Annotated in this window: 21 protein-coding genes; 9 read left to right on the top strand and 12 right to left on the bottom strand. The window is 71.5% G+C overall.

Annotation, left to right across the window (positions count from 1 at the left end; translation table 11 throughout):
- Nucleotides 1-29: 29 nt before the first annotated feature.
- The 3 genes from ACFXAZ_RS04460 to ACFXAZ_RS04450 form a co-directional block, all read right to left on the bottom strand.
- Nucleotides 30-1,571, bottom strand: a complete 1,542-nt coding sequence (locus ACFXAZ_RS04460) for an ABC transporter substrate-binding protein (RefSeq protein ID WP_384584873.1) — start codon at nt 1,569-1,571, stop codon at nt 30-32.
- Between the two features lie 182 nt (nt 1,572-1,753).
- Nucleotides 1,754-3,091, bottom strand: a complete 1,338-nt coding sequence (locus ACFXAZ_RS04455; protein WP_384584870.1) for a metallophosphoesterase — start codon at nt 3,089-3,091, stop codon at nt 1,754-1,756.
- Nucleotides 3,092-3,252: 161 nt separating this feature from the next.
- Complete coding sequence (locus tag ACFXAZ_RS04450; RefSeq protein WP_384584868.1) at nt 3,253-3,492, bottom strand: SCO4848 family membrane protein; 240 nt, start codon at nt 3,490-3,492, stop codon at nt 3,253-3,255.
- A gap of 91 nt (nt 3,493-3,583) precedes the next feature.
- Between ACFXAZ_RS04450 and ACFXAZ_RS04445 the strand changes: the two genes are divergently transcribed.
- Entirely contained in the window at nt 3,584-4,912 is a 1,329-nt protein-coding gene (locus ACFXAZ_RS04445) for a D-alanyl-D-alanine carboxypeptidase family protein (RefSeq protein ID WP_384584865.1), read from the top strand.
- Between the two features lie 143 nt (nt 4,913-5,055).
- Here ACFXAZ_RS04445 and ACFXAZ_RS04440 read toward each other — a convergent pair whose 3' ends face one another.
- A complete protein-coding gene (locus ACFXAZ_RS04440) occupies nt 5,056-6,198 on the bottom strand; it encodes a YihY/virulence factor BrkB family protein (RefSeq protein WP_384584862.1) in 1,143 nt (380 codons plus the stop codon).
- 217 nt (nt 6,199-6,415) lie between these two features.
- Here ACFXAZ_RS04440 and ACFXAZ_RS04435 point away from each other — a divergent pair, with 217 nt between their 5' ends.
- The gene (locus ACFXAZ_RS04435; RefSeq protein WP_384584967.1) at nt 6,416-7,171 is read left to right on the top strand and encodes an SDR family NAD(P)-dependent oxidoreductase; all 756 of its coding nucleotides are present in this window, start codon (nt 6,416-6,418) and stop codon (nt 7,169-7,171) included.
- 163 nt (nt 7,172-7,334) lie between these two features.
- Here ACFXAZ_RS04435 and ACFXAZ_RS04430 read toward each other — a convergent pair whose 3' ends face one another.
- Together ACFXAZ_RS04430 and trpS are read right to left on the bottom strand one after the other, a co-directional pair.
- Entirely contained in the window at nt 7,335-7,916 is a 582-nt protein-coding gene (locus tag ACFXAZ_RS04430; RefSeq protein WP_384584859.1) for a 2'-5' RNA ligase family protein, read from the bottom strand.
- Between the two features lie 195 nt (nt 7,917-8,111).
- Nucleotides 8,112-9,125 carry a tryptophan--tRNA ligase gene (gene trpS, locus ACFXAZ_RS04425; protein WP_384584857.1) on the bottom strand — a complete coding sequence of 338 codons (1,014 nt, stop codon included), beginning with the start codon at nt 9,123-9,125 and terminating at the stop codon, nt 8,112-8,114.
- A 179-nt stretch (nt 9,126-9,304) separates the two neighbouring features.
- Here trpS and ACFXAZ_RS04420 point away from each other — a divergent pair, with 179 nt between their 5' ends.
- The 3 genes from ACFXAZ_RS04420 to ACFXAZ_RS04410 all read left to right on the top strand — a co-directional run bounded on the left by ACFXAZ_RS04420 (nt 9,305) and on the right by ACFXAZ_RS04410 (nt 11,833).
- Nucleotides 9,305-9,940: an RNA polymerase sigma factor gene (locus tag ACFXAZ_RS04420; protein ID WP_384584854.1), complete on the top strand. Its 636-nt coding sequence runs from the start codon at nt 9,305-9,307 to the stop codon at nt 9,938-9,940.
- On the top strand, nt 9,933-10,898 hold the full coding sequence (locus ACFXAZ_RS04415; protein WP_384584851.1) for a hypothetical protein: 966 nt from the start codon (nt 9,933-9,935) through the stop codon (nt 10,896-10,898). The genes ACFXAZ_RS04420 and ACFXAZ_RS04415 overlap by 8 nt, the downstream gene beginning before the upstream one ends.
- A 218-nt stretch (nt 10,899-11,116) precedes the next feature.
- Nucleotides 11,117-11,833: a hypothetical protein gene (locus ACFXAZ_RS04410; protein ID WP_384584848.1), complete on the top strand. Its 717-nt coding sequence runs from the start codon at nt 11,117-11,119 to the stop codon at nt 11,831-11,833.
- Between the two features lie 70 nt (nt 11,834-11,903).
- Here the strand turns inward: ACFXAZ_RS04410 and ACFXAZ_RS04405 are convergent, their stop codons facing one another.
- Complete coding sequence (locus tag ACFXAZ_RS04405) at nt 11,904-13,355, bottom strand: glycine hydroxymethyltransferase (RefSeq protein ID WP_384584845.1); 1,452 nt, start codon at nt 13,353-13,355, stop codon at nt 11,904-11,906.
- A gap of 364 nt (nt 13,356-13,719) precedes the next feature.
- On the opposite strand from ACFXAZ_RS04405, the gene rocD reads away from it, so the two are divergent.
- On the top strand, nt 13,720-15,012 hold the full coding sequence (rocD, locus tag ACFXAZ_RS04400; protein WP_384584842.1) for an ornithine--oxo-acid transaminase: 1,293 nt from the start codon (nt 13,720-13,722) through the stop codon (nt 15,010-15,012).
- Between the two features lie 175 nt (nt 15,013-15,187).
- On the opposite strand, the gene ACFXAZ_RS04395 is transcribed toward rocD, so the two are convergent.
- On the bottom strand, nt 15,188-16,621 hold the full coding sequence (locus ACFXAZ_RS04395) for a PLP-dependent aminotransferase family protein (RefSeq protein WP_384584839.1): 1,434 nt from the start codon (nt 16,619-16,621) through the stop codon (nt 15,188-15,190).
- A gap of 47 nt (nt 16,622-16,668) precedes the next feature.
- On the opposite strand from ACFXAZ_RS04395, the gene ACFXAZ_RS04390 reads away from it, so the two are divergent.
- Together ACFXAZ_RS04390 and ACFXAZ_RS04385 are read left to right on the top strand one after the other, a co-directional pair.
- The gene (locus tag ACFXAZ_RS04390) at nt 16,669-17,178 is read left to right on the top strand and encodes a carboxymuconolactone decarboxylase family protein (protein ID WP_384584836.1); all 510 of its coding nucleotides are present in this window, start codon (nt 16,669-16,671) and stop codon (nt 17,176-17,178) included.
- On the top strand, nt 17,175-17,618 hold the full coding sequence (locus ACFXAZ_RS04385) for a carboxymuconolactone decarboxylase family protein (RefSeq protein ID WP_384584833.1): 444 nt from the start codon (nt 17,175-17,177) through the stop codon (nt 17,616-17,618). Before ACFXAZ_RS04390 ends, ACFXAZ_RS04385 begins: the two co-directional genes overlap by 4 nt.
- 97 nt (nt 17,619-17,715) lie before the next feature.
- Here the strand turns inward: ACFXAZ_RS04385 and ACFXAZ_RS04380 are convergent, their stop codons facing one another.
- The 4 genes from ACFXAZ_RS04380 to ACFXAZ_RS04365 all read right to left on the bottom strand — a co-directional run bounded on the left by ACFXAZ_RS04380 (nt 17,716) and on the right by ACFXAZ_RS04365 (nt 22,278).
- Nucleotides 17,716-18,705, bottom strand: a complete 990-nt coding sequence (locus ACFXAZ_RS04380) for a malate dehydrogenase (protein ID WP_384584830.1) — start codon at nt 18,703-18,705, stop codon at nt 17,716-17,718.
- Between the two features lie 357 nt (nt 18,706-19,062).
- Complete coding sequence (locus ACFXAZ_RS04375) at nt 19,063-20,532, bottom strand: DUF2690 domain-containing protein (RefSeq protein ID WP_384584827.1); 1,470 nt, start codon at nt 20,530-20,532, stop codon at nt 19,063-19,065.
- A gap of 377 nt (nt 20,533-20,909) precedes the next feature.
- Nucleotides 20,910-21,377 carry a DUF3017 domain-containing protein gene (locus tag ACFXAZ_RS04370; protein ID WP_384584964.1) on the bottom strand — a complete coding sequence of 156 codons (468 nt, stop codon included), beginning with the start codon at nt 21,375-21,377 and terminating at the stop codon, nt 20,910-20,912.
- Between the two features lie 46 nt (nt 21,378-21,423).
- Nucleotides 21,424-22,278 carry a bifunctional methylenetetrahydrofolate dehydrogenase/methenyltetrahydrofolate cyclohydrolase gene (locus ACFXAZ_RS04365; RefSeq protein WP_384584824.1) on the bottom strand — a complete coding sequence of 285 codons (855 nt, stop codon included), beginning with the start codon at nt 22,276-22,278 and terminating at the stop codon, nt 21,424-21,426.
- A gap of 275 nt (nt 22,279-22,553) precedes the next feature.
- Between ACFXAZ_RS04365 and ACFXAZ_RS04360 the strand changes: the two genes are divergently transcribed.
- Complete coding sequence (locus ACFXAZ_RS04360; protein ID WP_384584821.1) at nt 22,554-23,096, top strand: hypothetical protein; 543 nt, start codon at nt 22,554-22,556, stop codon at nt 23,094-23,096.
- Nucleotides 23,097-23,100: the final 4 nt, after the last annotated feature.

The following is a 23,100-nucleotide window of genomic DNA, read 5'->3' as shown; positions in this document are numbered from 1 at the left end:
AACACCGGGGCGGCTCGGCCCCGGCTGGCTCAGATCCAGTCCAGCCGCCACAGCCGGAACACCCCGGTGCCGTCCATGAGGTCCTGGCCACCGGCCACGGCCTCGTCGGTCACCACGTACTCCTTGCGCTGCCACAGCGGGATCACCGGTACGTCACGGGCGACGGTGTCCTGGATGTCGCTGAACTCGTCGGCGGCGCGGCCCCGGTCGGCGTACTGCTGGCCCTCCTTGATCAGCCGGTCCACGGTCGCGCTGCTGTAGCCGGTGTTCATCGTGGAGCCCGTGCCGACGAGCGGGGCGCCGAAGGTGTCCGGGTCGGGATAGTCGGCCACCCAGCCGACGGCGTACGCGTCGAGTTCACCGGCCGCCCAGCGCTCCTGGAACTCGGTCCACTCGTACCCCTTGACCGTAACCTGGAAGAGCCCGTCGGCCTCCAGCTGCCGTTTCAGCTCGGCGGCCTCCTCGGCGGCGGCGCCGCGGCCCTGGCCGTAGGAGAGGGTGAAGCGGACGGGGAGGGAGACGCCCGCCTCGGTGAGCAGTTCCCGGGCCTTGTCGGCGTCCTGGGCGGGGTACTGGTCGAAGAACGACGTGGTGTGGCCGGTGATCCCGGCCGGGATCAGCGAGTACAGCGCGTCGACCGTGCCCCGGTACACGTCGGCCGCCAGCTTCTCCCGGTCGACCAGCCAGGCGAGCGCCTGCCGCACCCGCACATCGCCCAGCGGCGCGTCCTCGCGGGTGTTGAGGTACAGATTGCGGGTCTCGGAGCTGTCCGCCTCGGAGACCCGCTGGTCGGGATCGCTGGCGGAGAGCCCGGCGAGGGTCTCCGGAGGCAGTTGGCGGGTGGCGACCTGGACCTGCCCGGCCTGGTAGGCGCGGTCCAGGGCGGCGGAGTCGGTGTAGTAGCGCAGCTCGATGGGGCGGCCGGAGCCGTCCACCGCGCCCCGGTAGCCGGTGTTCGGCGTGAGGAGCGCGCTCTTGTCCTTCGTGTACGACGACAGTCGATAGGGCCCGGTGCCGTCGGCGCCGGGTTCGGTGCGCAGGGCGTTCGCCGGGTACGTGGTGGAGTCGACGATGGCGCCCGCGCCGGTGGCCAGCCGGTACGGGAAGGTGGCGTCGGACGCGGAGAGGCCGAAGGTGACCGTGTTCCCGCGCGCGCTGACCGTCTCCAGGGTGTCGAGGAGGGAGGCGGGGCCGAGGTCGGAGTTGATCCTCAGCACCCGCTCGACGGAGAACTTCACATCGTCGGCCGTCATCTCCCGGCCGCTCGGGAAGGTCAGGCCCGAACGCAGCTCACAGCGGTACGTGCGCAGGCCGGAGTCGGTGAAGGCGCAGCTCTTCGCCGCGTCGGGCACGGGCGCGGTGCCGCCGGGGTCGAAGGTCAGCAGTGACTGGAAGAGATTGCTGAACAACGCCCAGGACCCGGCGTCGTAGGCCCCCGCCGGGTCGAGCGAGGTGACCGCGTCGGTGGTGCCGACGGTGATCGCCTCGCCGTGGTCCGCCCCCGACGGCACCAGTTGCCAGGCCGCCGCTCCGGCCGCCGCCAGCACCAGTACCCCCGCGAGTATCCGCATCCGGACGGATCGCACCGCCAGCCCTCCCCAGGCCCCAGCGAAGCCACCTCACCCGGTGGCTCGGCCACCCAATCACAGCGGTTTCCGGCGGGGGAAGGGCCTTTTCCTGTGCATGGCAGAAAGTTGAAGAAGGGCGGGTTACCGGCGTGTTTCGGCCACTCCTGCCGATGGTGCTCCCGGCTTCAGGCCTGCCGGGATGCCAGCTCGATCACCGTGATGTCCGACTCGGCGCCGACGCGGGTCGGCGGGCCCCAGGCGCCCGCGCCCCGGGTCACGTACAACTGCGTGTCGCCGTACTGCTCCAGGCCCGCCACGGTCGGGTTCGCCAGCTCGGCGAGGTAGTTGCCGGGCCAGAGCTGGCCGCCGTGGGTGTGGCCGGAGAGCTGGAGGTCGACGCCATGGTCGACGGCATCATGGATCTGCACCGGCTGATGTGCGAGCAGCACACACGCGCGGTTCCGGTCGCGGTCGCCGAGGGCCTGTGCGAAGTCCGGTCCCTGGCCCTCGCTCTCCCCGGCCACGTCATTGACGCCCGCGAGGTCGAAGTGGGGCAGTTCGGTACGGGCGTTCTCCAGCGGGTTCATGCCCAGCCGGCGTACCTCCTCGACCCACTGCTCCGCGCCGGAGAAGTACTCGTGGTTGCCGGTGACGAAGTGCGTGCCGTGCCGGGCCCTGAGCCCGGCGAGCGGGGCGGCGGCCGGGCCGAGGTCCTTGACGCTGCCGTCGACCAGGTCACCGACCACCGCGATCAGGTCGGGCTGGGTGGAGTTGATCGTGTCCACGACCTTCTGGGCGAAGCCCCGGCCCAGCACCGGGCTCAGGTGGATGTCGCTGACGACCGCGATCCGGAAGCCGTGCGCCGCGCGCGGGAGCTTGGCCAGCGGGACGGTGACCCGCTTGACGCTGGGGCCGTTCAGGACGCTGAACGTGCCGTAACCGACGGTCCCGACGGCCGCCGCGGCGGCGGCACCGGCCACCACGCGGGAGACGAACAGGCGCCGTGAGGGGGCGGCCACGAGCCGCTGGGACGGCGTGTCGTCGGTGTGTCGCGGCGTGTCGGCGGGGTGTCGTGGCGTGTCGCCGGGGTGGTCCGGCGTGTCGTCCGTGGGGGTGGGGGGCGCGGGGGGTGTCCCGGCGGGCCGCTCGGCGGGCGTCGCCGAGGCGGGCACCGGCCGGCTCTCGCGCACGGCGGCGGGCACTGCGGGCTTGCGCCGCTCCAGATACCGGCGCAGCAGCGGCCGTACGGCCTCGCCCAGCAGGAGGGCGAGCAGCAGATAGAGCGACAGCGGGAGCCACAGGAAGCCCGGCCAGGCCAGGAGCTGCTGGGCCACGAACGGGGCACCGGTGCGCTCGGCGACCAGGGCGCCGATGGCCACGGCCCAGCCGCCCGCTATCAGTAAGACGCCGCCCCGGCGCACCCAGCCGGGGCCGCTCGTCGTGTCGCGGAACAGGCGGCGCCACAGATACCAGTTCGCCGCCACCAGGATGCCCACGACGGCGAGCATGAAGACGAAGACCACGCTGTTGTTGTCCCTTGCTGTGCGGCGCTTCCGGGGAGGCGCTTCGGTAGGGCGGTTCTTGTGCCGTTGCCGTGAGGCGGTTCTTGCCGGGGCGGTTTTCTTGGGAAGTGCCCTTGGGGGCTTCCCAGGGGCCCTCTTGGGGCCCTCTTACGAGGCGTGCCCTATGACGTGCGACGCAGTGCCCGCACTCCACGCAACCCGATGCCACCGACGACCGTCCCCAATACGAAGGAGACGATCGCCAGGGTCAGGTGTACCCAGAAGTACGCCGTGGGCCGGCCGTCGTCGAACGCGAGCCCGCTGCCGTCGTTGATCAGGTTCTTGACGAAAGTGACCCAGATGATCCAGCTCCACACCCCGAACGCGAGCAGGAACCAGGAGACGGGGCGGCTCAGTGTCATACCTTCAGTATCACCGCCGGGTGTCCGAATCCATGCCCGGGGTCGGGAGGGGGGTGGGAGGTCCACAGGTCGCGCATGTACGTTCTCGGTCGTGTCCGCTCCCCAGCAGACCGTCAGGCGCAGCCTGTTGGTCACTTCTGCCGCATTTTTGACGATTTCGCTGACCGCGCCCGTGGCGTTCGCGGCACCGGACCCATCGAACAGTCCGTCGACGACCCCGTCGGCCACCCCCTCGACGACTTCTTCGGGCACCCCGTCGACGACTCCCTCCGCGACCCCTCCGGCGGACATGTCGACGGTCGGCGGTGAGCGGCTAGGGCAGTCCGGTACCCAGGTCGAGCTGGCGCCCGGTGTCCCGGTGATCCCCAAGGACGTCACCGCGCGGTCGTGGATCGTGGCGGACGCCGAGTCCGGCGAGGTGCTCGCGGCGCACAACGCGCACTGGCGGCTGGCCCCGGCGAGCACCCTGAAGATGCTGTTCGCGGACACCCTGCTGCCGCAGTTCCCCAAGGACCAGGAGCACAAGGTCGTCCCGTCGGATCTGGCGGGCGTCGGGGTGGGCTCCAGCATGGTCGGCATCAAGGAGGACGAGACCTACACCGTCCACGATCTGTGGCTCGGCGTCTTCCTGCGCTCCGGCAACGACGCGGTGCATGTGCTGTCCGCGATGAACGACGGTGTGGAGAACACCGTCCAGGAGATGAACGACCACGCCGAGGAACTCCAGGCGCTCGACACCAACGTGGTCAGCCCGGACGGCTACGACGCCCCCGGCCAGGTCTCCTCCGCGTACGACCTCACCCTGTTCGCCCGTTCCGGGTTGCAGAAGAAGGACTTCCGCGAGTACTCCTCGACGGCGACCGCCCAGTTCCCCGGCGAGACGAAGAAGGACGACAAGGGCAAGACGACCCGGGAGTCCTTCGAGATCCAGAACACCAACCGCCTGCTGACCGGCGACTACGGCCTGCCTCAGTACGACGGCATAGCGGGCGTCAAGAACGGCAACACGACGAACGCGGGCGCCACCTTCACCGGAGTCGCCGAGCGCGACGGCCGGGTGCTGCTGGTGACCGTCATGAACCCCGAGAAGGACGAGACCAACCAGGTCTACAAGGAGACCGCGCAGCTGTTCGACTGGGGCTTCGAGGCGGCGGGCAAGGTCGAGCCGGTCGGCGAACTCGTCGCCCCGAAGGGCGCGGAGCCCCAGCCGGGCGCCACCGCCTCCGACACCGGGGGCGAGGCCGGGGGCGCCGGAAACGCGTCGGGCGACCCGATGGCCGCCGACGTGGCGCAGAACGCCTCCGACGGCATCGGAGTCGCCCTGGGCATCACCGGCGCGGTGCTGCTCCTCCTGGCCTCCGCGGCCTTCCTGGTCAACCGCCGCTGGCCCCTCCCGGACCTGGTACGCCGCCGGAAGTGACGCCGGGTGGGATCGGGGGGATCGGGGGCGGCCGGGTCGGGTGCGGCCGGGTCGGGTGCGGCCGGGTCGGGTGCGGCCGGTACGCCGCCGAAGGTGACCCCCGGCGCTGGGCACTCCCGGTTCCGGCAGGGCAGACCGGGCCGCTACTCCCCCTTGGCCCCGCCCGCCCCTTCCGACCCTCGCCCCTCCTGCCTCTCCAGCCCCTCCGGCTCCCTCTGCCCCTCCGGCTCCGCCCGATCCCCCGGCCCGGCAGGCCCCTCCGCCCTCTCCGCCCCCTCTGACGGCTCGCCCCGCACCGGCCCGCCCGCCCCCGCCGCGCCTCCGGGCCTCACCCGCGTCCCCGACTCCCCTGACTCCCCCGGCCCATCCACCTCCTGCGCCTCATCCGTCTCCGCCTCAGCCCCCTCCGCCCCCTCAGCTCCCTCCACTGCCTCCGCCTCCCCATTGCGCGTCGCCGTCCACGCGGCGCAGAAGAGGATCAGTTTCGCGGTGAAGTTGATCCACAGGAGCAGGGCGACAGGGACGCCGAACGCGCCGTACATGCTCTTGGCGGCCACGCCCTGGATATAGCCGCTGAGCAGCAGCTTCAGGAGTTCAAAGCCGACCGCGCCGATCAGCGCGGCCTCGATCAGGCGGCGGCGCCGGGGTTCCACTCCGGGCAGCAGGGTGAGGACGTACAGGAGGATGAGGAAATCCGTGAGGACGGCGACGGCGAACGCGGCGGTCCGCAGCAGCACGCTGCCCCAGCCGCCCTCCTCGATGCCGAGGTGCCGGACGATCCAGTCGACCAGCGCGGAGGCGACGGTCGAGGCGGCGAGGGTGACCAGCAGCGCGCCGCCGAGGCCGAACAGTACGCCCGCGTCCTTGGCCTTGCGCAGGAAGGGGTTCTCCTCGGGGTCCGGCAGCTCCCACACCGCGCGCAGACAGCCGCGCACCGAGCTGACCCAGCCGATGCCGGTGAACAGCAGCACGGCACCGGCGATGAGCCCGACGGTTCCGGCGTTGTCGACCAGGCCGCCGATGTCGAGCTGGTCGGAGATGCCGGGCACCTGGTCGGCGATCTTCTCCTCCAGCTCGGCGCGCTGGCCGGTGCTGAGCGCCAGGGCGGCCACCGCGGCGACCACGGTCAGCAGCGGGAACAGCGCGATGAAGCTGATGAACGTCATCGCGGCGGCCAGGCGCGTCCACTTCACACGGTCCAGGCGTTCGTACGACGACCACGCGTGCGTGGTCATCAGACGCGCGACGAGCGGCCCGACGACCGGGAGCCTTTTCAGCCAGTCCATGATCCGACTCTGCCCCTGTTGCGGGTGCCCGATGTCCGAGCGCGCCGAGAAGAAGACCCACAAACTCCGGCGATATAGAGCGACATACCACTAATCACCCGTTTCGGGGAGGGATGTCGCGGTTCGCTGCGTCGACCAACTGAACTCCGTCATATAGGGCGATACGGTCACCGACATGTCTGCCGACTCCGCTCTCGTCCCCGTTCCCCGGAGCCTCATGAAGGACGCCCCCGACCTGCCCCGGACCCTGCTCGTCCTCGGCGGTACCTCCGAGATCGCGCTGGCCACCGCCCGCCGCCTGATCGCCCGCCGCACGCGTACGGTGTGGCTCGCCGGACGCCCGTCCCCGGCCCTGGAGGAGGCGGCGCGGGATCTGCGCGCGCTGGGCGCGGACGTCCGTACCGTCCCCTTCGACGCCCTCGACCCCGGCGCCCACGAGGACGTGCTCGGCAAGGTCTTCGCGGAGGGCACCGTCGACATGGTGCTGCTCGCCTTCGGCGTCCTGGGCGACCAGGCCCGTGACGAACGCGAACCCGTGGACGCGGTACGCGTCGTCCAGACCAACTTCACCGGCGCCGTCTCCGCGGGCCTGATCAGCGCCCGCGCGCTCCAGGACCAGGGCCGCGGCTCCCTCGTGGTGCTCTCCTCGGTCGCCGGGGAACGCGCCCGCCGCTCGGACTTCATCTACGGCTCCAGCAAGGCGGGCCTGGACGTCTTCACCCAGGGCCTGGGCGACGCCCTGTACGGCACCGGCGTGCACGTCATGGTCGTACGCCCCGGCTTCGTCCGTACGAGGTCCACGTCCGCGCGGGAGGAGATCCCACCGGCGACCACCCCCGAGGCCGTGGCCACCGCCATCGAACTGGGCCTGCGCCGCCGCTCGGAGACCGTGTGGGTGCCGGGCGCGCTGCGCGTGCTGATGTCGGCGCTGCGGCACCTGCCGAGGGCGGCCTTCAGGAGACTCCCGCTCTGACACGCCGAGGACGGGGCCCGAAGCCTCGTCCTAAGGACGGTCTCCGAAAGGACCGCATAGGAGCACCGCGACAGGCTCCGGACGGGCGGTAGGCCGTGGATGGGCGTGTACGGGCGGGTACGGGCGGGTGCGGGACGGGGGACGGGGGACGGCCGCCGCGCGGTCAGTGCGCGGGCAGCGACCCCTGCTCGGCCGGCGCGGACGCCTGCGGCGGTACCACCGGCGTGCCGAAGGCGAACTCGCGGAGCTTGCGCCACACGCCGTCGGCGCCCTGCTCGTAGAGGGCGAAGCCGGTGCAGGGCCACTTGGCCTCGTAGCCGGACAGCTCCTCGTAGGCGCGGTCCATGGCGGCCTCGTCGATGCCGTGGGCGACCGTGACATGCGGGTGGTACGGGAACTGAAGCTCGCGCGCGACGGGCCCGGAGGCGTCACGGACCTGCTTCTGGAGCCACGTGCAGACCTCGGCGCCCTCGACGACCTGCACGTAGACGACCGGCGACAGCGGTCGGAAGGTGCCGGTGCCGGACAGCCGCATCGGAAAGGGGCGCCCGGCCTGGGCCACCTGGACCAGATGCGCCTCGATCGCCGGGAGCAGCGCGGCGTCCGCCTCGGTGGGCGGCAGCAGGGTGACATGGGTGGGAATGCCGTGCGCCGCGGGGTCGCCGAAGCCCGCGCGCCGCTGCTGGAGCAGGCTGCCGTGGGGCTCCGGGACCGCGATCGACACACCGATCGTTACGGTCCCCACGTCGTCTCCTGTCGTCGTGTCGGTCACATCTGTGCGGGTCGCCCGGCGGGGGCTCTACGCGCGCGGGTGGCCGCTCGCGCGGCCATCCGGCTATCGACTGTACGACCACGGCCGGGCTCTGGGCAGGCGCAGGCATGGTGATATGCAGCGCTGTGCGGTGGTACGGGGCACACGACCCGGCTCCCGGGCCTTCGGTCAGTGCTTCGCCGGCAGGAAACCCACCCGGTCGTACGCGTTTGCGAGGGTCTCGGCGGCCACCGCGCGGGCCTTCTCGGCGCCCTTGGCCAGGATCGAGTCGAGCGTCTCGGAGTCGTCCAGATACTGCTGGGTGCGCTCCCGGAACGGCGTGACGAACTCGACCATCTCCTCGGCGAGGTCGGTCTTGAGCGCGCCGTAGCCCTTGCCGTCGTACTTCTTCTCCAGTTCCTCGATGCCCGTGCCGGTGAGGGTCGAGTAGATGGAGAGGAGATTGCTGACGCCCGGCTTGTTCGCGGCGTCGTAGCGGATCACGGTGTCGGTGTCGGTGACCGCGCTCTTGACCTTCTTGGCGGTGGCCTTGGGGTCGTCGAGCAGATTGATCAGGCCCTTCGGCGTGGACGCCGACTTGCTCATCTTGATCGACGGGTCCTGAAGGTCGTAGATCTTCGCCGTCTCCTTGAGGATGTACGGCTCGGGGACCGTGAAGGTCGCGCCGAAACGTCCGTTGAAACGCTCGGCGAGATCACGGGTCAGCTCGATGTGCTGGCGCTGGTCCTCGCCGACCGGGACCTCGTTGGCCTGGTACAGCAGGATGTCCGCGACCTGGAGGATCGGGTACGTGAACAGGCCGACCGACGCGCGGTCGGCGCCCTGCCTGGCGGACTTGTCCTTGAACTGGGTCATCCGGGACGCTTCGCCGAAACCGGTCAGGCAGTTCATGACCCATGCCAGCTGGGCGTGCTCGGGGACATGGCTCTGGACGAAGAGCGTGCAGCGCTCGGGGTCGAGACCGGCGGCGAGCAGCTGGGCGACGGCCAGGCGGGTGTTGTCCCGCAGCTCCTTCGGGTCCTGCGGGATCGTGATCGCGTGCAGGTCCACGACCATGTAGAACGCGTCGTGGGTCTCCTGGAGCGCCACCCACTGGCGTACCGCGCCGAGGTAGTTGCCGAGGTGGAACGAGCCTGCGGTGGGCTGGATCCCGGAGAGCACGCGGGGACTGTCAGAGGCCATGCTCACCATTCTCTCAGGTGCCCGGCACCGATCAGGAACGGACCGCGACGCCACGACGGCGGCGCTTCCGGGGGGCCTCCCACCGGCCTCCCACCGGCTTCCCACCGGCTTCCCACCGGCTTTCCGCCGGCTTCCCGACTAAGTGGGAACCGATCGGGGTCGGGCGGTGTACCAAGAGTGTGAAGACGCGGGAGGGGGTCCGCATCGTCGATGAGGCCGCGGTGATCGCCCGTGTACGCGCCGGAGAGCCGGAGGCGTACGCGGAGCTGGTCCGCGCCCACACGGGCATCGCCCTGCGGGCGGCGGCGGCGCTCGGCGCGGGCGCGGATGCGGAGGACGTGGTGCAGCAGGCGTTCGTCAAGGCGTACTGCGCGCTGGGCCGGTTCCAGGACGGCTCGGCGTTCAAGCCCTGGCTGCTGTCCATCGTCGCCAATGAGACGAGGAACACAGTGCGTACGGCGGCCCGGCAGCGCACGCTGGCCGGCCGTGAGGCGGCCTTCGCGGAGGCCGAGCCGCTGATACCCGAGTCGGCGGACCCGGCGCTGGCGATGCTGGAGAGCGAGCGCCGGGACGCGCTGCTGGCCGCCCTGGAGCAGCTGACCGAGGAACACCGCCTGGTCGTCACGTACCGCTATCTGCTGGAGATGGACGAAGCGGAGACGTCCCAGGCCCTGGGCTGGCCCCGGGGCACGGTGAAATCACGGCTGAACCGCGCGCTGCGCAAGCTGAGCCGGCTCCTGCCCGGCTTCCGGCCCGAGGAGGGGTCCGGGGAGGGACCCGAGAGGGGAAAGGAGGGAGGTGAAGAGCATGAGTGACCCCGGACACCCGGACCGCCACGGAAACGGGAGCAAACAGGGGAGCGCACACGAGAGGGGCGGGAGGCATGGGAGCGGGAGCGGGGCGCACGACCGCACCGGACGGCCCGCCGATCGCCCGGCGCGCGGCGTGCCGCCCCGGCTGCCGGAGGAGCTGCGCTCGCTCGGCCGTTCGCTGGACGCCACCGGGCCGGACCTGCCGGACTCGATGGTCGAGCGGGTCCTGGGCCAGATACTCGCCGAGCATCTCGCGGTCCCGGTCGCCGAGCCACCGGGGCCGCCCGCCCGGCTGCGCGCGGCCCGTCGCTGGACGCGGACGCGCTGGCGCTCGCTCACCGCGACCCTCTGCGGCCTGCTGACCGTGCTGGCGCTGACTCCCCCGGTGCGGGCGGCGGTCCTCGACTGGTTCGAGTTCGGCGGGGTCGAGGTGCGCTACGACCCCGCCGCGTCCCCGCCGCCGTCCGCCGAGGTACCCGGCTGCGGCCCCTCGATGTCCCTGGCGGAGGCCGAGCGGCGCGCGGGTGTGCGTCCACTGGTCCCGGACGCGCTGGGCGAGCCGGACGGGGTGACGGTCACCCCGGCACCGGACCGGCGTTCCCTGATCACCCTGTGCTGGACCGAGCCGGGGGGCGGCACGATCCGGCTGGAGCAGGATCTCGGCCTGCTGGACATGGGGTTCGTGAAAACCGTGTCGGAAGAGCTGGAGTGGATCTCCCTGAGACCCACCGGCGGGGACCTGAACACCGCTTCCGCCTTGTGGTTCCCCCGCCCGCACGACCTGGACTACTGGCTGCTGACCATCGACGGCGACCGCTTCGCCCGGGAGACCCGCGTCGCGGGCCCGACCCTGCTGTGGACCCATGACGCGGGCACGCGCTACATCACGCTGCGGCTGGAGGGCGTGGAGTCGAAGGATCGGGCGGTACGGATCGCGAAGTCCCTTCCGGAGTCGGACTGAGCGAAGTCCGCGTCCCCGAGCCGGAATGAGGGAAGTCCACGTCCCGAACCGGACGGAAAAGTCTCGCGGCGGATGGGAACCCGAAGCGGTCGGGCGGTGTACCAGAAGTGACAGGCGGCCCGGGGACGGGCCGCACGGCTACGGTCCGGTCGGGGTGGGACATGCGCAGCTGGTGGAGTGGAAAAGGTGGAAAAATCCGTGAACTGACGGCGGCGGTCATGGCGTTGGCGGCGGCCCTCGCCCTGACGCTGTGGGCCGCACCCACCGCTTCGGCGGGCGGCCCGACCAGCGTGCTGGTGGTCTCACCGCAGAGCCTGGAAGCGACAGCGCTGTACTACACGGACCGGAGGTACAGAGAGCTGGAGACCCTTCTGGGCCCACCGGACCAGGGCGGGCCCGCGTCACCGAAAGGGGTGGACGAGTCCAACACCCGGCAGATCAACGTCACCTGGATGGCACACGACATATCACCGCACCGCTTCGACCGGGTGTTCCTGATCCCCGGCTCCCAGGACATCTGGGTCCACACCTCGGTCGACCTGGCTTCCTGGGACGGCAATTGGCACACCGCCGCCGACCCCGAGCGCCTGACGGCCCTGCTCCAGGATCTGGGAGTGCTCGGCAAGGTCTCCGACGACGGCGGCACCGGAATCTTCCCGGCCCCACCGGCCTTCGGTCTGGAGGCGGGCGCGGCACAGGAACCGGCCGTCGAGCCGACCCCGGAGCGGGCCGCCGCCCCGGGCGGAGCGGCGGCGGCAGCCGCAGGGACCTCGGCCGACTCCACGGACTGGTGGTGGGCCCTGCCGGGCCTGGCGGCCGGAGCGATAGCGGCGCTGGCCCTGCGTCCCCTGGCACTCCGGCTGCCGGGCGCGATCGAATCGGTCCGGCTGCGTCGCTCGGAGAAAGGCCCGAGGCAGGAGCTGCGGGACCTATGACGGGTCCCTGAGCCCCCACCTCACCTGCCCGGCGCCCGGACCGGCCGCACCGCCCGGACCGGGCGGGCCCTCAGCCCAGGTCGATCTCGGGGTAGAGGGGGAACGCGGCGACGAGGTCGGTGGCGCGGCGGGAGATCTCGTCGGCGATCTTCGGGTCCAGGATGTGCTGGGCCTTGGAGGGGGCGCCCTTGCCGGTGGTGCCGGGTTCGGTGGTGGACAGGACCCGGTCGATGAGGGCGGCGACCTCGTCCATCTCGGCGGTGCCCAGGCCACGGGTGGTCAGGGCGGGGGTGCCGACGCGGATGCCGGAGGTGTACCAGGCCCCGTTGGGGTCGGAGGGGATGGCGTTGCGGTTGGTGACGATCCCGGAGGAGAGAAGGGCCGCTTCCGCCTGGCGGCCGGTGAGGCCGTAGGAAGTGGCGACGTCGATCAGATTGAGGTGGTTGTCGGTGCCGCCGGTGACCAGGGTGGCGCCGCGGCGCATCAGGCCCTCGGCGAGGGCGCGGGAGTTGTCGACGATGCGCTGGGCGTAGTCACGGAAGGAGGGCTGACGGGCCTCGGCGAGGGCGACGGCCTTGGCGGCCATGACATGCGGGAGCGGGCCGCCGAGGACCATCGGGCAGCCGCGGTCGACCTGGTCCTTGAGGGAGTCGTCGCACAGGACCATGCCGCCGCGCGGGCCGCGCAGCGACTTGTGGGTGGTGGTGGTGACGATCTGGGCGTGCGGGACCGGGTCGAAGTCGCCGGTGAGGACCTTGCCGGCGACCAGGCCCGCGAAGTGGGCCATGTCGACCATCAGGGTCGCGCCGACCTCGTCGGCGATCTCCCGCATGATGCGGAAGTTCACCAGCCGGGGATAGGCGGAGTAACCGGCGACGATGATCAGGGGCTTGAACTCGCGGGCGGAGGCGCGCAGGGCCTCGTAGTCGAGGAGACCGGAGGTGGGGTCGGTGCCGTAGGAACGCTGGTCGAACATCTTGCCGGAGATGTTCGGGCGGAAGCCGTGGGTGAGGTGACCGCCTGCGTCGAGGGACATGCCGAGCATGCGCTGGTTGCCGAAGGCGTGGCGGAGTTCGGACCAGTCGGCCTCGGTCAGATCGTTGACCTGGCGGGCACCGGCCTTCTCCAGGAAGGGCGCCTCCACCCGGTCGGCGAGTACGGCCCAGAAGGCGACGAGGTTGGCGTCGATGCCGGAGTGGGGCTGGACGTAGGCGTGGCGGGCGCCGAAGAGTTCGCGGGCGTGTTCGGCGGCGAGGGACTCGACGGTGTCGACATTGCGGCAGCCGGCGTAGAAGCGGCGGCCGACGGTGCCTTCGGCGTACTTGTCGCTGAACCAGTTGCCCATGGCGAGGAGGGTGGCCGGGGAGGCGTAGTTCTCGGAGGCGATCAGCTTGAGCATCTCGCGCTGGTCGTGGACTTCCTGGCCGATGGCGTCGGCGACCCGGGGCTCGACGGCACGGATCACATCGAGGGCGGCGCGGAACGCGGTGGATTCGGTGGAGAGGGGCTGCTGATCGGACATCTCGGCCTCCGGGTGGCGTGGCTCGACGCGGTCACGGTTCACGGTTCGGCCCAGGCGCACGGCACTCGCTCATCAGGTCCGCGGCGGCGGTGCACCACAGCGGGTCCTGCCGGAGCCGCTCCCCGATGGTCGGTCCCATCCCAGCGCGCCAGTCACGGCTCGCCGTCAGCCTACCGGCGCCGGAGACCGGGCGGGCCGTCACGTCCACCATGCGGGCGAGGGCGGCGCGCGCCCCACGGCGGGGCGCGGCGGGTGGCGGACGGTTCCGAGGCGGGTGTGCCGGACGGTTCTAAAGGGGTGGGGCCTGGCCGACGATTCGATAGGAGCCGAGGTAGGAGCCGAGGTCAGTCTTCCGGAGGTCCGCATGTCCCCGACATCCCCGTCGCCCTCACCGTCACCGTCACCGTCACCGTCACCGACCCCCACCCCCACCCCCGCACCCGCACCCACACCCACACCCACGGAAACCCTCATCGCAGCCGCCGAGGAGCACAGCGCGCACAACTACCACCCGCTGCCCGTGGTGGTGGCCACCGCCGAGGGCGCGTGGATGACGGATGTGGAGGGCCGACGCTATCTGGATCTGCTGGCCGGGTACTCGGCGCTCAACTTCGGGCACGGCAACCGGCGGCTGATCGAGGCGGCGAAGGCGCAGCTGGGGCGGGTGACGCTGACCTCGCGGGCGTTTTATCACGACCGGTTCGCGGCGTTCTGCCGGGAGCTGGCGGAGCTGTGCGGAATGGAGCTGGTGCTGCCGATGAACACCGGCTCGGAGGCGGTGGAGACGGCGGTGAAGACGGCACGGAAGTGGGGGTACCGGGTGAAGGGGGTGCCGTGGGAGATGGCGAAGATCGTGGTGGCGGCGAACAACTTCCATGGGCGTACGACGACGATCATCAGCTTCTCGACGGACCGGGAGGCGCGGGCGGACTTCGGGCCGTACACGCCGGGGTTCGAGATCGTGCCGTACGGAGATCTGGCGGCGATGCGCAACGCGCTGACGGAGAACTCGGTGGCGGTGCTGCTGGAGCCGATCCAGGGGGAGGCGGGGGTGCTGGTGCCGCCCGCGGGGTATCTGGCGGCGGTGCGGAAGCTGACGCGGGAACGGGGGGTGCTGTTCGTCGCGGACGAGATCCAGTCGGGGCTCGGGCGGACGGGGAAGACGTTCGCGTGTGAGCACGAGGGCGTGGTGCCGGACATGTATGTGCTGGGCAAGGCGCTGGGCGGGGGGATCGTGCCGGTGTCGGCGGTGGTGTCGAGCGCCGACGTGCTGGGGGTGTTCCGGCCCGGGGAGCACGGATCGACGTTCGGCGGGAATCCGCTGGCGTGCGCGGTGGCGCTGGAGGTGATCGCGATGCTGCGGTCGGGGGAGTTCCAGGCGCGGGCGGCCGAGCTGGGCACCTATCTGCACCGCGAGCTGGCCGCGCTGGCCGAGGGCGGCCAGGTCACGGCGGTACGGGGGCGCGGTCTGTGGGCGGGCGTGGACATCGCGCCGGAGCACGGCACGGGGCGGGAGGTGTCGCAGAAGCTGATGGATCGGGGGGTGCTGGTGAAGGACACCCATGGGTCGACGATCCGGATCGCGCCGCCGCTGGTGATCAGCGAGGAGGATCTGGAGTGGGGGTTGCATCAGTTGCGGGGGGTGTTGGGGGCCTGAAGGACACACGAAGACGCCTGAGGACAGGCGAGGACGCCCGAATACGCCTGCGAACCCCCGAGGACAGGCGAGGGGACACCTGAGGACGCCCGAAGTCGTGGGGGCGGCCCCGACGCCACCCCCGTAGCGTAGGCCCGCCTCCTCTCCCGGCACCCCCTCCTCTCCCGGCACCCCCTCAAGGCAACGCCCGGCACAGCGCCTCCAGCGCCCCCGCCCACGCATGATCCGGCGGCGTCGCGTACCCCACCACCAGCGCGTCAATCGAACGAGCGGGCGCGTCGGGATGCCGGAACCGCGACAGCCCGTGCACCGACAGCCCCTGCCACGCGGCGGCGCGGATCACCGACTCCTCGGTCCCGGGCGGCAGCCGGAGTACGGCGTGCAGTCCGGCGGCGATCCCGGTCACCGTCACCTCGGGCGCACGGACGGCGAGCGCGGCGACCAGCGCGTCCCGGCGCCGCCGGTAGCGTGTCCGGGCGGCGCGCACATGACGGTCGTAGCCCCCGGAGACGATGAACTCGGCGAGCGTGAGCTGTTCGACGACCCCGGTGGCACTGCTGCCGAGGGTGTCCGTCACCTCGGTGACCAGGTCCGGCGGCAGCACCAGCCAGCCCAGCCGCAGCCCGGGGGCGAGGGACTTGCTGGCGGTGCCGAGATAGACCACATGGTCCGGCCCGAGATCCTGTAGCGCACCGACCGGCTGCCGGTCGTACCGGAACTCGCCGTCGTAGTCGTCCTCCAGGACCAGCCCGCCGGTCCGCCGCGCCCAGTCGACCAAGGCCGCGCGGCGCTCGGGCAGGAGCGCGAGTCCGAGCGGGAAGGAGTGGGCGGGGGTGGTCAGTACGGCGCCGGGGACCGGGAGTTCATCGACGGGGACGACCGTGCCGAGGCCGTCGAACGGCATCGGGCGGACCGTCAGACCGGCCCGCTCGACCAGGTTCCAGTGCACGTCGAGGCCGTACGCCTCCACCGCCAGCGCGTCCAGCCCGCGCCGGCGCAGCACCCGCGCCAGCAGGCCGAGGCCGTGGGCGAAGCCGGAGCAGATGACGATCCGTCCCGGGTCGGCCCGGACGCCCCGGGCGCGGGCGAGGTATCCGGCGAGGGCGGTGCGCAGTTCGGGACGGCCGCGCGGGTCGCCGTAGCCGAAGGCGTCGTTGGGGGCGGCGGCCAGCGCGCGGCGGGCGGCCTTGAGCCATGCGGCGCGCGGGAAGGAGCCGAGGTCGGGGGAGCCGGGCTCCAGGTCGTGGACGGGGCGGCCGGGGGTACGCGGGACGGTCGCCCGGCGGACGGCGGGCGCGCTCGGCGGACGCTCGGCGACCCGGGTGCCCGACCCCTGTCGCGCGGTGAGCCAGCCCTCGGCGACCAGATCGGCGTACGCGTCGGCGACGGTGTTGCGGGCGATCCCCAGATCCCCGGCGAGCGTACGACTGGACGGCAGCCGGGTGCCGGGCGCGAGCCGTCCGGTGCGCACGGCCTCGCGCAGGGCGTCGGTCAGCCCCCGGCGCAGCCCGCCACCGGAGGGCGCCACATGCAGATCGATCCCGAGCCCGCCGGGAACCGGCGCGGCGGCCCCCGGCGACTCCCCGGAATTGGCCCAGCCATTCTCCATGAAAATGGACCATACCCCCGGGCCGGATCCTCCGTAGGGTCAAGCACATGACCACACAGAAGCCCCCCACCGGGCCTCCCCGCTGCGCCCCCGAGGTACCACCCCGCCTGAAGCTGGCGGAGCACGCCCCCGAGGTCTACAAGGCGATGATCCGGCTCGACACCGCCGCCAAACAGGGCGTCGACCCCACCCTGTACGAGCTGGTGAAGATCCGCGCGTCGCAGCTCAACCACTGCGCGTTCTGCCTGGACATGCACACCAAGGACGCCCTCGCGGCCGGGGAGAGCGTGGAGCGGATCATCCAGCTCAGCGCCTGGGAGGAGTCCCGCCACTTCTACACGGAGAAGGAACTGGCGGCGATCGAGCTGACCGAGGCGATCACGGTCCTCACCGACGGTTTCGTGCCGGACGAGGTGTACGAGCGGGCCGCCAAGCTGTTCGAGGAGCCGGAGCTGGCCCAGCTGATCGCCGCGATCACGGTGATCAACGCCTGGAACCGGTTCGGCGTGACCACCCGGATGACCCCGGGCCACTACCACCCGGCCGGGTCCCGGTGACGGCCCGTACCACCGCGCTGGACGCGGGCGTCCGTACGGCGATGCAGTCGGTCAGCGCCACCGCCAAGCGCGGCCTGGGGGACCCGGCGCTCGCCGAACTGGTCCAGATCCGGGCCTCGCAGCTCAACCACTGCGCGTTCTGCCTGGACATGCATCTCACCCTGGCCCGCAAGCAGGGGGTGAGCGAGCGTCAGCTCGATCTGCTGGCCGCGTGGGAGGAGGCGGGGGAGGCGTTCGACGCGCGCGAGCGGGCGGCGCTGGCGCTGACCGAGTCGATCACGGTCCTCACCGAAGGCTACGTACCGGACGAGGTGTACGAGGAGGCGTCCCGCCACTTCGACGCCCCGCGCCTCGCCCATCTCATCGCCCTGATCACGGCCATCAACAGCTGGAACCGCCTGATGGTCACCCGCCGCATCCCACCGGGCAGCACCCCGTAAGCGGCACTTGGCGCAGGGGAACGCGTAGATCGCCTTAGGGGCGCGGGGAACTGCGCGACCAGCCCCCACGCACCCGCAGACGACGTCGTCGGGACCGTCAGATCAGGCCGAGCCCCCGCACAGCTTCCCGCTCCTCCGCCAGCTCCTTCACCGACGCGTCGATCCGCGCCCGCGAGAAGTCATTGATCTCCAGCCCCTGGACGATCTCGTACGCCCCGTCCTTGCAGGTCACGGGGAAGGACGAGATGAGCCCCTCGGCCACACCGTACGACCCGTCGGACGGAATGCCCATCGAGACCCAGTCGCCCTCGTCCGTGCCGTTGACCCAGCTGTAGATGTGGTCGATGGCGGCGTTGGCGGCGGAGGCCGCCGAGGACGCGCCCCGGGCGTCGATGATCGCGGCACCGCGCTTGGCGACGGTCGGGATGAACTCGTCGGCCAGCCACGCCTCGTCGTTGACGATCTCGGCCGCGTTCTTGCCCGCGAGGGTCGCGTGGAAGATGTCCGGGTACTGGGTCGCGGAGTGGTTGCCCCAGATCGTCAGCTTCTTGATCTCGGAGACCGGCGTGCCCGTCTTCTTCGCCAGCTGCGTGAGCGCGCGGTTGTGGTCGAGGCGGGTCATCGCGGTGAACCGCTCGGCCGGTACGTCCGGCGCGGCGGCCTGCGCGATCAGCGCGTTGGTGTTGGCCGGGTTGCCGACCACCAGCACCTTGATGTCGTCGGCCGCGTGGTCGTTGATGGCCTTGCCCTGCGGCTTGAAGATGCCGCCGTTGGCCGAGAGCAGCTCACTGCGCTCCATGCCCTTGGTACGCGGCCGGGCGCCCACCAGCAGTGCCACGTTGGCCCCGTCGAAGGCGACGTTCGGGTCGTCCGTGATGTCAATGCCCTGGAGCAGCGGGAACGCGCTGTCGTCCAGCTCCATCGCGGTGCCCTCGGCGGCCTTGAGCGCCGGGGTGATCTCCAGCAGACGCAGCCGGACCGGCACGTCCGCGCCGAGCAGCTGGCCGGAGGCGATGCGGAAGAGCAGGGCGTAACCGATCTGGCCGGCCGCGCCGGTGACGGTGACGTTCACGGGAGTGCGGGTCATGGCGTTCTCCGTATGACAGCTGGCGGTGGGGCGTCCCGGCCCCGGGCGGATGATCGATCTCTTCATATCAAGACAGATCCAGCCGTCAGGCTATCGCGCATTGGTCAACGGGGACCCTCGGGGTGCTGTGGCCGACACCACAACGGCCCGGAACGGCCCGGCGACCGACTCGCCGCGGCACAAGGGGAGGAGGAGGGGCGGCCGTCCGTCCGGGAGGGGTGGGACGGGACGGCCGCCCGGGGTGGGATTCCGTTGCCGGATCCCGTGGGGGTACCGTCCGCATTCCCGGCCTCCCGACGGCCATACCTCCCCCCGCATCACTCGTACGGGTGAATCCAGCGCAGCCCTGCCGCCGCGTTACTGCGTGCAGCCCTGCTGCCCGGCCAGCAGCGTCGCGCAGGCGACCGCCTCGGCCTCGCTCTTCACCGCGACCATCGGGGTGTACGCGCTGGTGTCCCCGGCCTCGGTGATGGCGCCGACCTGCTTGCCGCTGTCGGCGCTGACCTCGATCTCGTCGCCCTGGGTCGCCAGGGAGATACGGCCCCACGCGGCCTGGCAGATCTCGCTGTAGCGGACCTCGACGGTGCTGGTGCCGACCACGGCGGTCGCGGCGGTGGTCACCAGATCGCCGCTGCACCCCATGGCCTCGGCGTCCTTGCCGGTGCAGCTCGCGCCGCTGCACTCCACACCCGGCGGCAGTTCGACGCTGGTGCTGGGCGTGGGGGTGGGCGTCGGATCGGCGCCCTCGTTCGCGGTGTCACCGTCCCTGGTCAGGAAGAACGCCGCCCCGACCAATATCAGCACCCCGAATATCCCCGCGAGGAACATCGCCGTACGCCGCTTGCCCCCGCCGGTTCCGGAGTCCCGCCGGTCGGACCGGCCACCGCGCGGCGGCTCACCGTACGTACCGGGTCCGGCCCCCATGGCCGTACCGGAGCCGGCGCCCGGCCCGGAAGCACCGGAGACTCCCGGCCGCAGCCAGCCGTCCACCGAGGGCGTCCCCGACGACGGCGTTGCCGACGGCTTCACCGACGGCGTTCCGGATGCCGGGCTCTCGGCACCGCCCGGACGCCCGCCCGGACGCGACGGCCCCTGATAGCCCGCGAGCTTCCAGGAGTTGGCGGAATCAGCGGACTCCCTGGAATCGGTGGAACCCCTGGAATCGGTGGACCCCCTGGAATCGGTGGAACCCACGCCCGAGGACGACCCACGTGAAGGCCCAGACGCCCCGGAAGGCCCAGCCGACCTCGACGCCCCCCACGACCCCGAAGACCCCGCGGACCCCGCGGACCCTGCGGACCCCGAGGACCTCGAATCCTGCGGACGCACCCTCGCCGAATCCCGGGGCCCCGTCGGCTGCTGCGGCACCGTCGGCGCCACCCCAGCCGGGCCCGCGCCCCGCGACCCCGCCGGTCCCGCGCCCCCCGGCGTCGCGGCCGGACCGCCGCCGCCCCGCCGCCCGGCCTTCCCCTTGCCGGGCGGCGCGCCGAACTCGCTCAGCGCGGCGCGGGCCTGGGAGATCCGGATGGCCTCCATGGTCATGTCGTGCCGCATCTCCGAACGGCTCCAGGCGCGCTCGGCCAGCTCCCACATGGTCGTCAGATGGACCGGATTGGTCCCCGTGACCTCCGCGAGCGCGACGATCGCGCCCTTGGGCGCGAGCAGCCGGCCGTTGAGATAACGCTCCCATGACGTCTTGCTGTAGCCCGTGCGGTCGGCGACGGCGGCGACATTCAGGCCACTGCGGTCCACCAGCCGACGCAGCTGGCTGGTGAACTCCCTGATCTGTGGATCGAGTTCATCGGGCAGTGCCTTCCAACGAGGCATTGCATCCCCCTCTTTCCCCCGGTACGTGCTGGTTCGTTCCCCCGCGCGAGGTGCCGTTCCTCCGAGCCCTGGTCTGGCTACCCACAGGGATGCACCGGATCAGGATCTCAGTTTCCCGGGGTGGGGGCGCACGGGAGCGCGGGGTCTGCGGACATGCACCATCGCACGCCTCATCACATTAACCCGTCAGCAGATTAGCTTTCCGGCGCGCGGACACCGTAGCGGAACGGTCACTTCCATGCCACAGCACCCGGACAGCCGTTGAATCGGCCGTTCCTCCTGCGCAAACGTGGGGAACGGCGGCGGCCCGTCCTTCATCGGGGGTGAGGACGGGCCGCCGTTCTTCCGTGCACGAACCGCGCGGGGCTCGCGCGGGGCTACTGATCCACCGTGAAATGCAGGGTGTCCTTGAGGAACGGGATCTCCAGCCACGGCCTGGGCTGCACCATCAGCGCCAGCACCACGATCGACAGCCCCAGCACGCCGTACGTGACGATGTCGGTGAAGCGGGAGCGTACGGCGAGCATGCCGACGCCGGGCAGCACGAACCGCAGGACCGCGCCCGCCAGCAGCGCGGCGCCGATCAGCAGCAGACCGACGCGGAACACATCGAGCGCGGTCAGCAGCAGACCGAGGCCGACCAGGGACAGCACGGTCAGCATCGGCCACTGGCGGGCGGGCGCGGGCGCGTCCCTGGAGGCGGCCACACCTCCCCCCTCGGGCCGGGCGGTGTCCCGGGTGAACAGGGGAAAGCGCCGGGTGGTCCGGACCGGCCGGCCCTCGGCGTCGAGCGCGCTGACCGCGTCGGTCACCGCGAGATCGTCCTCCGCCCCACCGGCCTCGATGCGCCGCTCCGTACCGGCGCCGGTGCCCCGCTCCTCGGTCCTGCCGTCAGCCGACACTGCGCTCCGCCGCCTCGACCACGTTGACCAGCAGTTGCGCCCGGGTCATCGGGCCGACCCCGCCGGGGTTCGGGGAGAGGAAACCGGCCACCTCGGCGACGTCCGGGTGCACATCGCCGACGATCTTGCCCTCGGCGCTGCGCGAGACCCCGACATCGAGGACGGCCGCGCCCGGCTTGACGTCCTCGGCGCGCACCAGGTGGGCGGACCCGGCGGCGGCGACGATGATGTCCGCGCGCTTGAGGTGGGAGGAGAGGTCGCGGGTGCCGGTGTGGCACTGGGTGACCGTCGCGTTCTCGCTGCGGCGGGTCAGCAGCAGCGGCATCGGGCGGCCGATCGTCACGCCCCGGCCGACGACCACCACCTCGGCGCCCTTGATCTCCACGCCGTAGCGGCGCAGCAGGGTGAGGATGCCGTTGGGGGTGCAGGGCAGCGGGGCCGGTTCGTTCAGGACCAGGCGCCCCAGGTTCATGGGGTGCAGGCCGTCGGCGTCCTTGTTCGGGTCCATCAGCTCCAGGACGCGGTTCTCGTCGATGCCCTTGGGCAGCGGGAGCTGCACGATGTAGCCGGTGCAGGCCGGGTCGTCGTTCAGCTCGCGGACGGCCGTCTCGATCTCCTCCTGCGTCGCCGTGGCGGGCAGCTCACGCTGGATCGAGGCGATGCCGACCTCGGCGCAGTCGCGGTGCTTGCCCGCGACGTACTTACGGCTGCCGGGGTCGTCCCCGACCAGGATCGTGCCGAGGCCGGGCGTGACGCCCTTCTCCTTCAGAGCCGCCACGCGGACGGACAGATCGGACTTGATCGCGGCTGCGGTGGCCTTGCCATCGAGAATCTGGGCGGTCATGGCCCCATACTCCCGGATGACCGGGCCCCGGTTCCAATCCAGGCGCGTGACGCCCGTCCCATCCCGATTCCCATCCCGTTCGTCCCAAGATCGGTGATGTTGCACTTGCACAACACCTCCCGCCCGTGGCTGGACAATCGCGCGATGGCTGAAGAACGATGTACAGCACAGTGCCGCGGGCAGTACCGGGGGGACGGACCGCTTTCTGTACATCCTTTCCTCCGCAAAGTGCCGCGCGTCGTCCCCGCACCCGCAACAACGGAGGAACCCCCGCCATGAGTTTCGGCGACCAGAACAATCCCTACGGCGCCCCTCAGGGCGGACAGCCGTATGGCCAGCCGCCGGCCAACCAGGGGTACGGGTACCCGCAGGCGCCGCCCGTCAGCCCGTACGGGGATGGCTCCCCCGCGATGACCACGATGCCCGGCACGGTCAGCACCGCCCGGGTGCTGCTGTGGGTGATCGCCGGTCTCCAGGTCATCGGCGTGGTGCTGTTCGCCTTCGCCGTGTTCACCATCGACCAGCTGAAGGACGACCCGGCGTTCGATGACCTCTCCGGCTACTCGACCGGCGTGCTGTGGGGCCTCCTCGTGCTGGCGCTGGGCTGGCTGGTGTGGGCGGCCGTGCTCGCCACCAAGTTCAAGTCCGGCGGTAGTGGCTCGCGTGTGACGATCCTGGTGTTCGGCATCTTGACGGCGGTGTTCGCCATCTACCCGTTCACCGTCTTCGGCATCATCCACCTCATCCTCGGCGTCCTGATAGCCGTGTTCGCGGGCAACGCCAATGGCAAGGCGTGGTTCAACCGCCCGCGCTACTAAGCGG

Origin of the sequence: Streptomyces sp. NPDC059477 (genome assembly GCF_042749375.1) — a bacterium.
Lineage (GTDB): Bacteria > Actinomycetota > Actinomycetes > Streptomycetales > Streptomycetaceae > Streptomyces.
The sequence above is the reverse complement of the archived record's forward strand: the minus strand, read 5'-3'. Positions and strand labels throughout refer to the sequence as shown.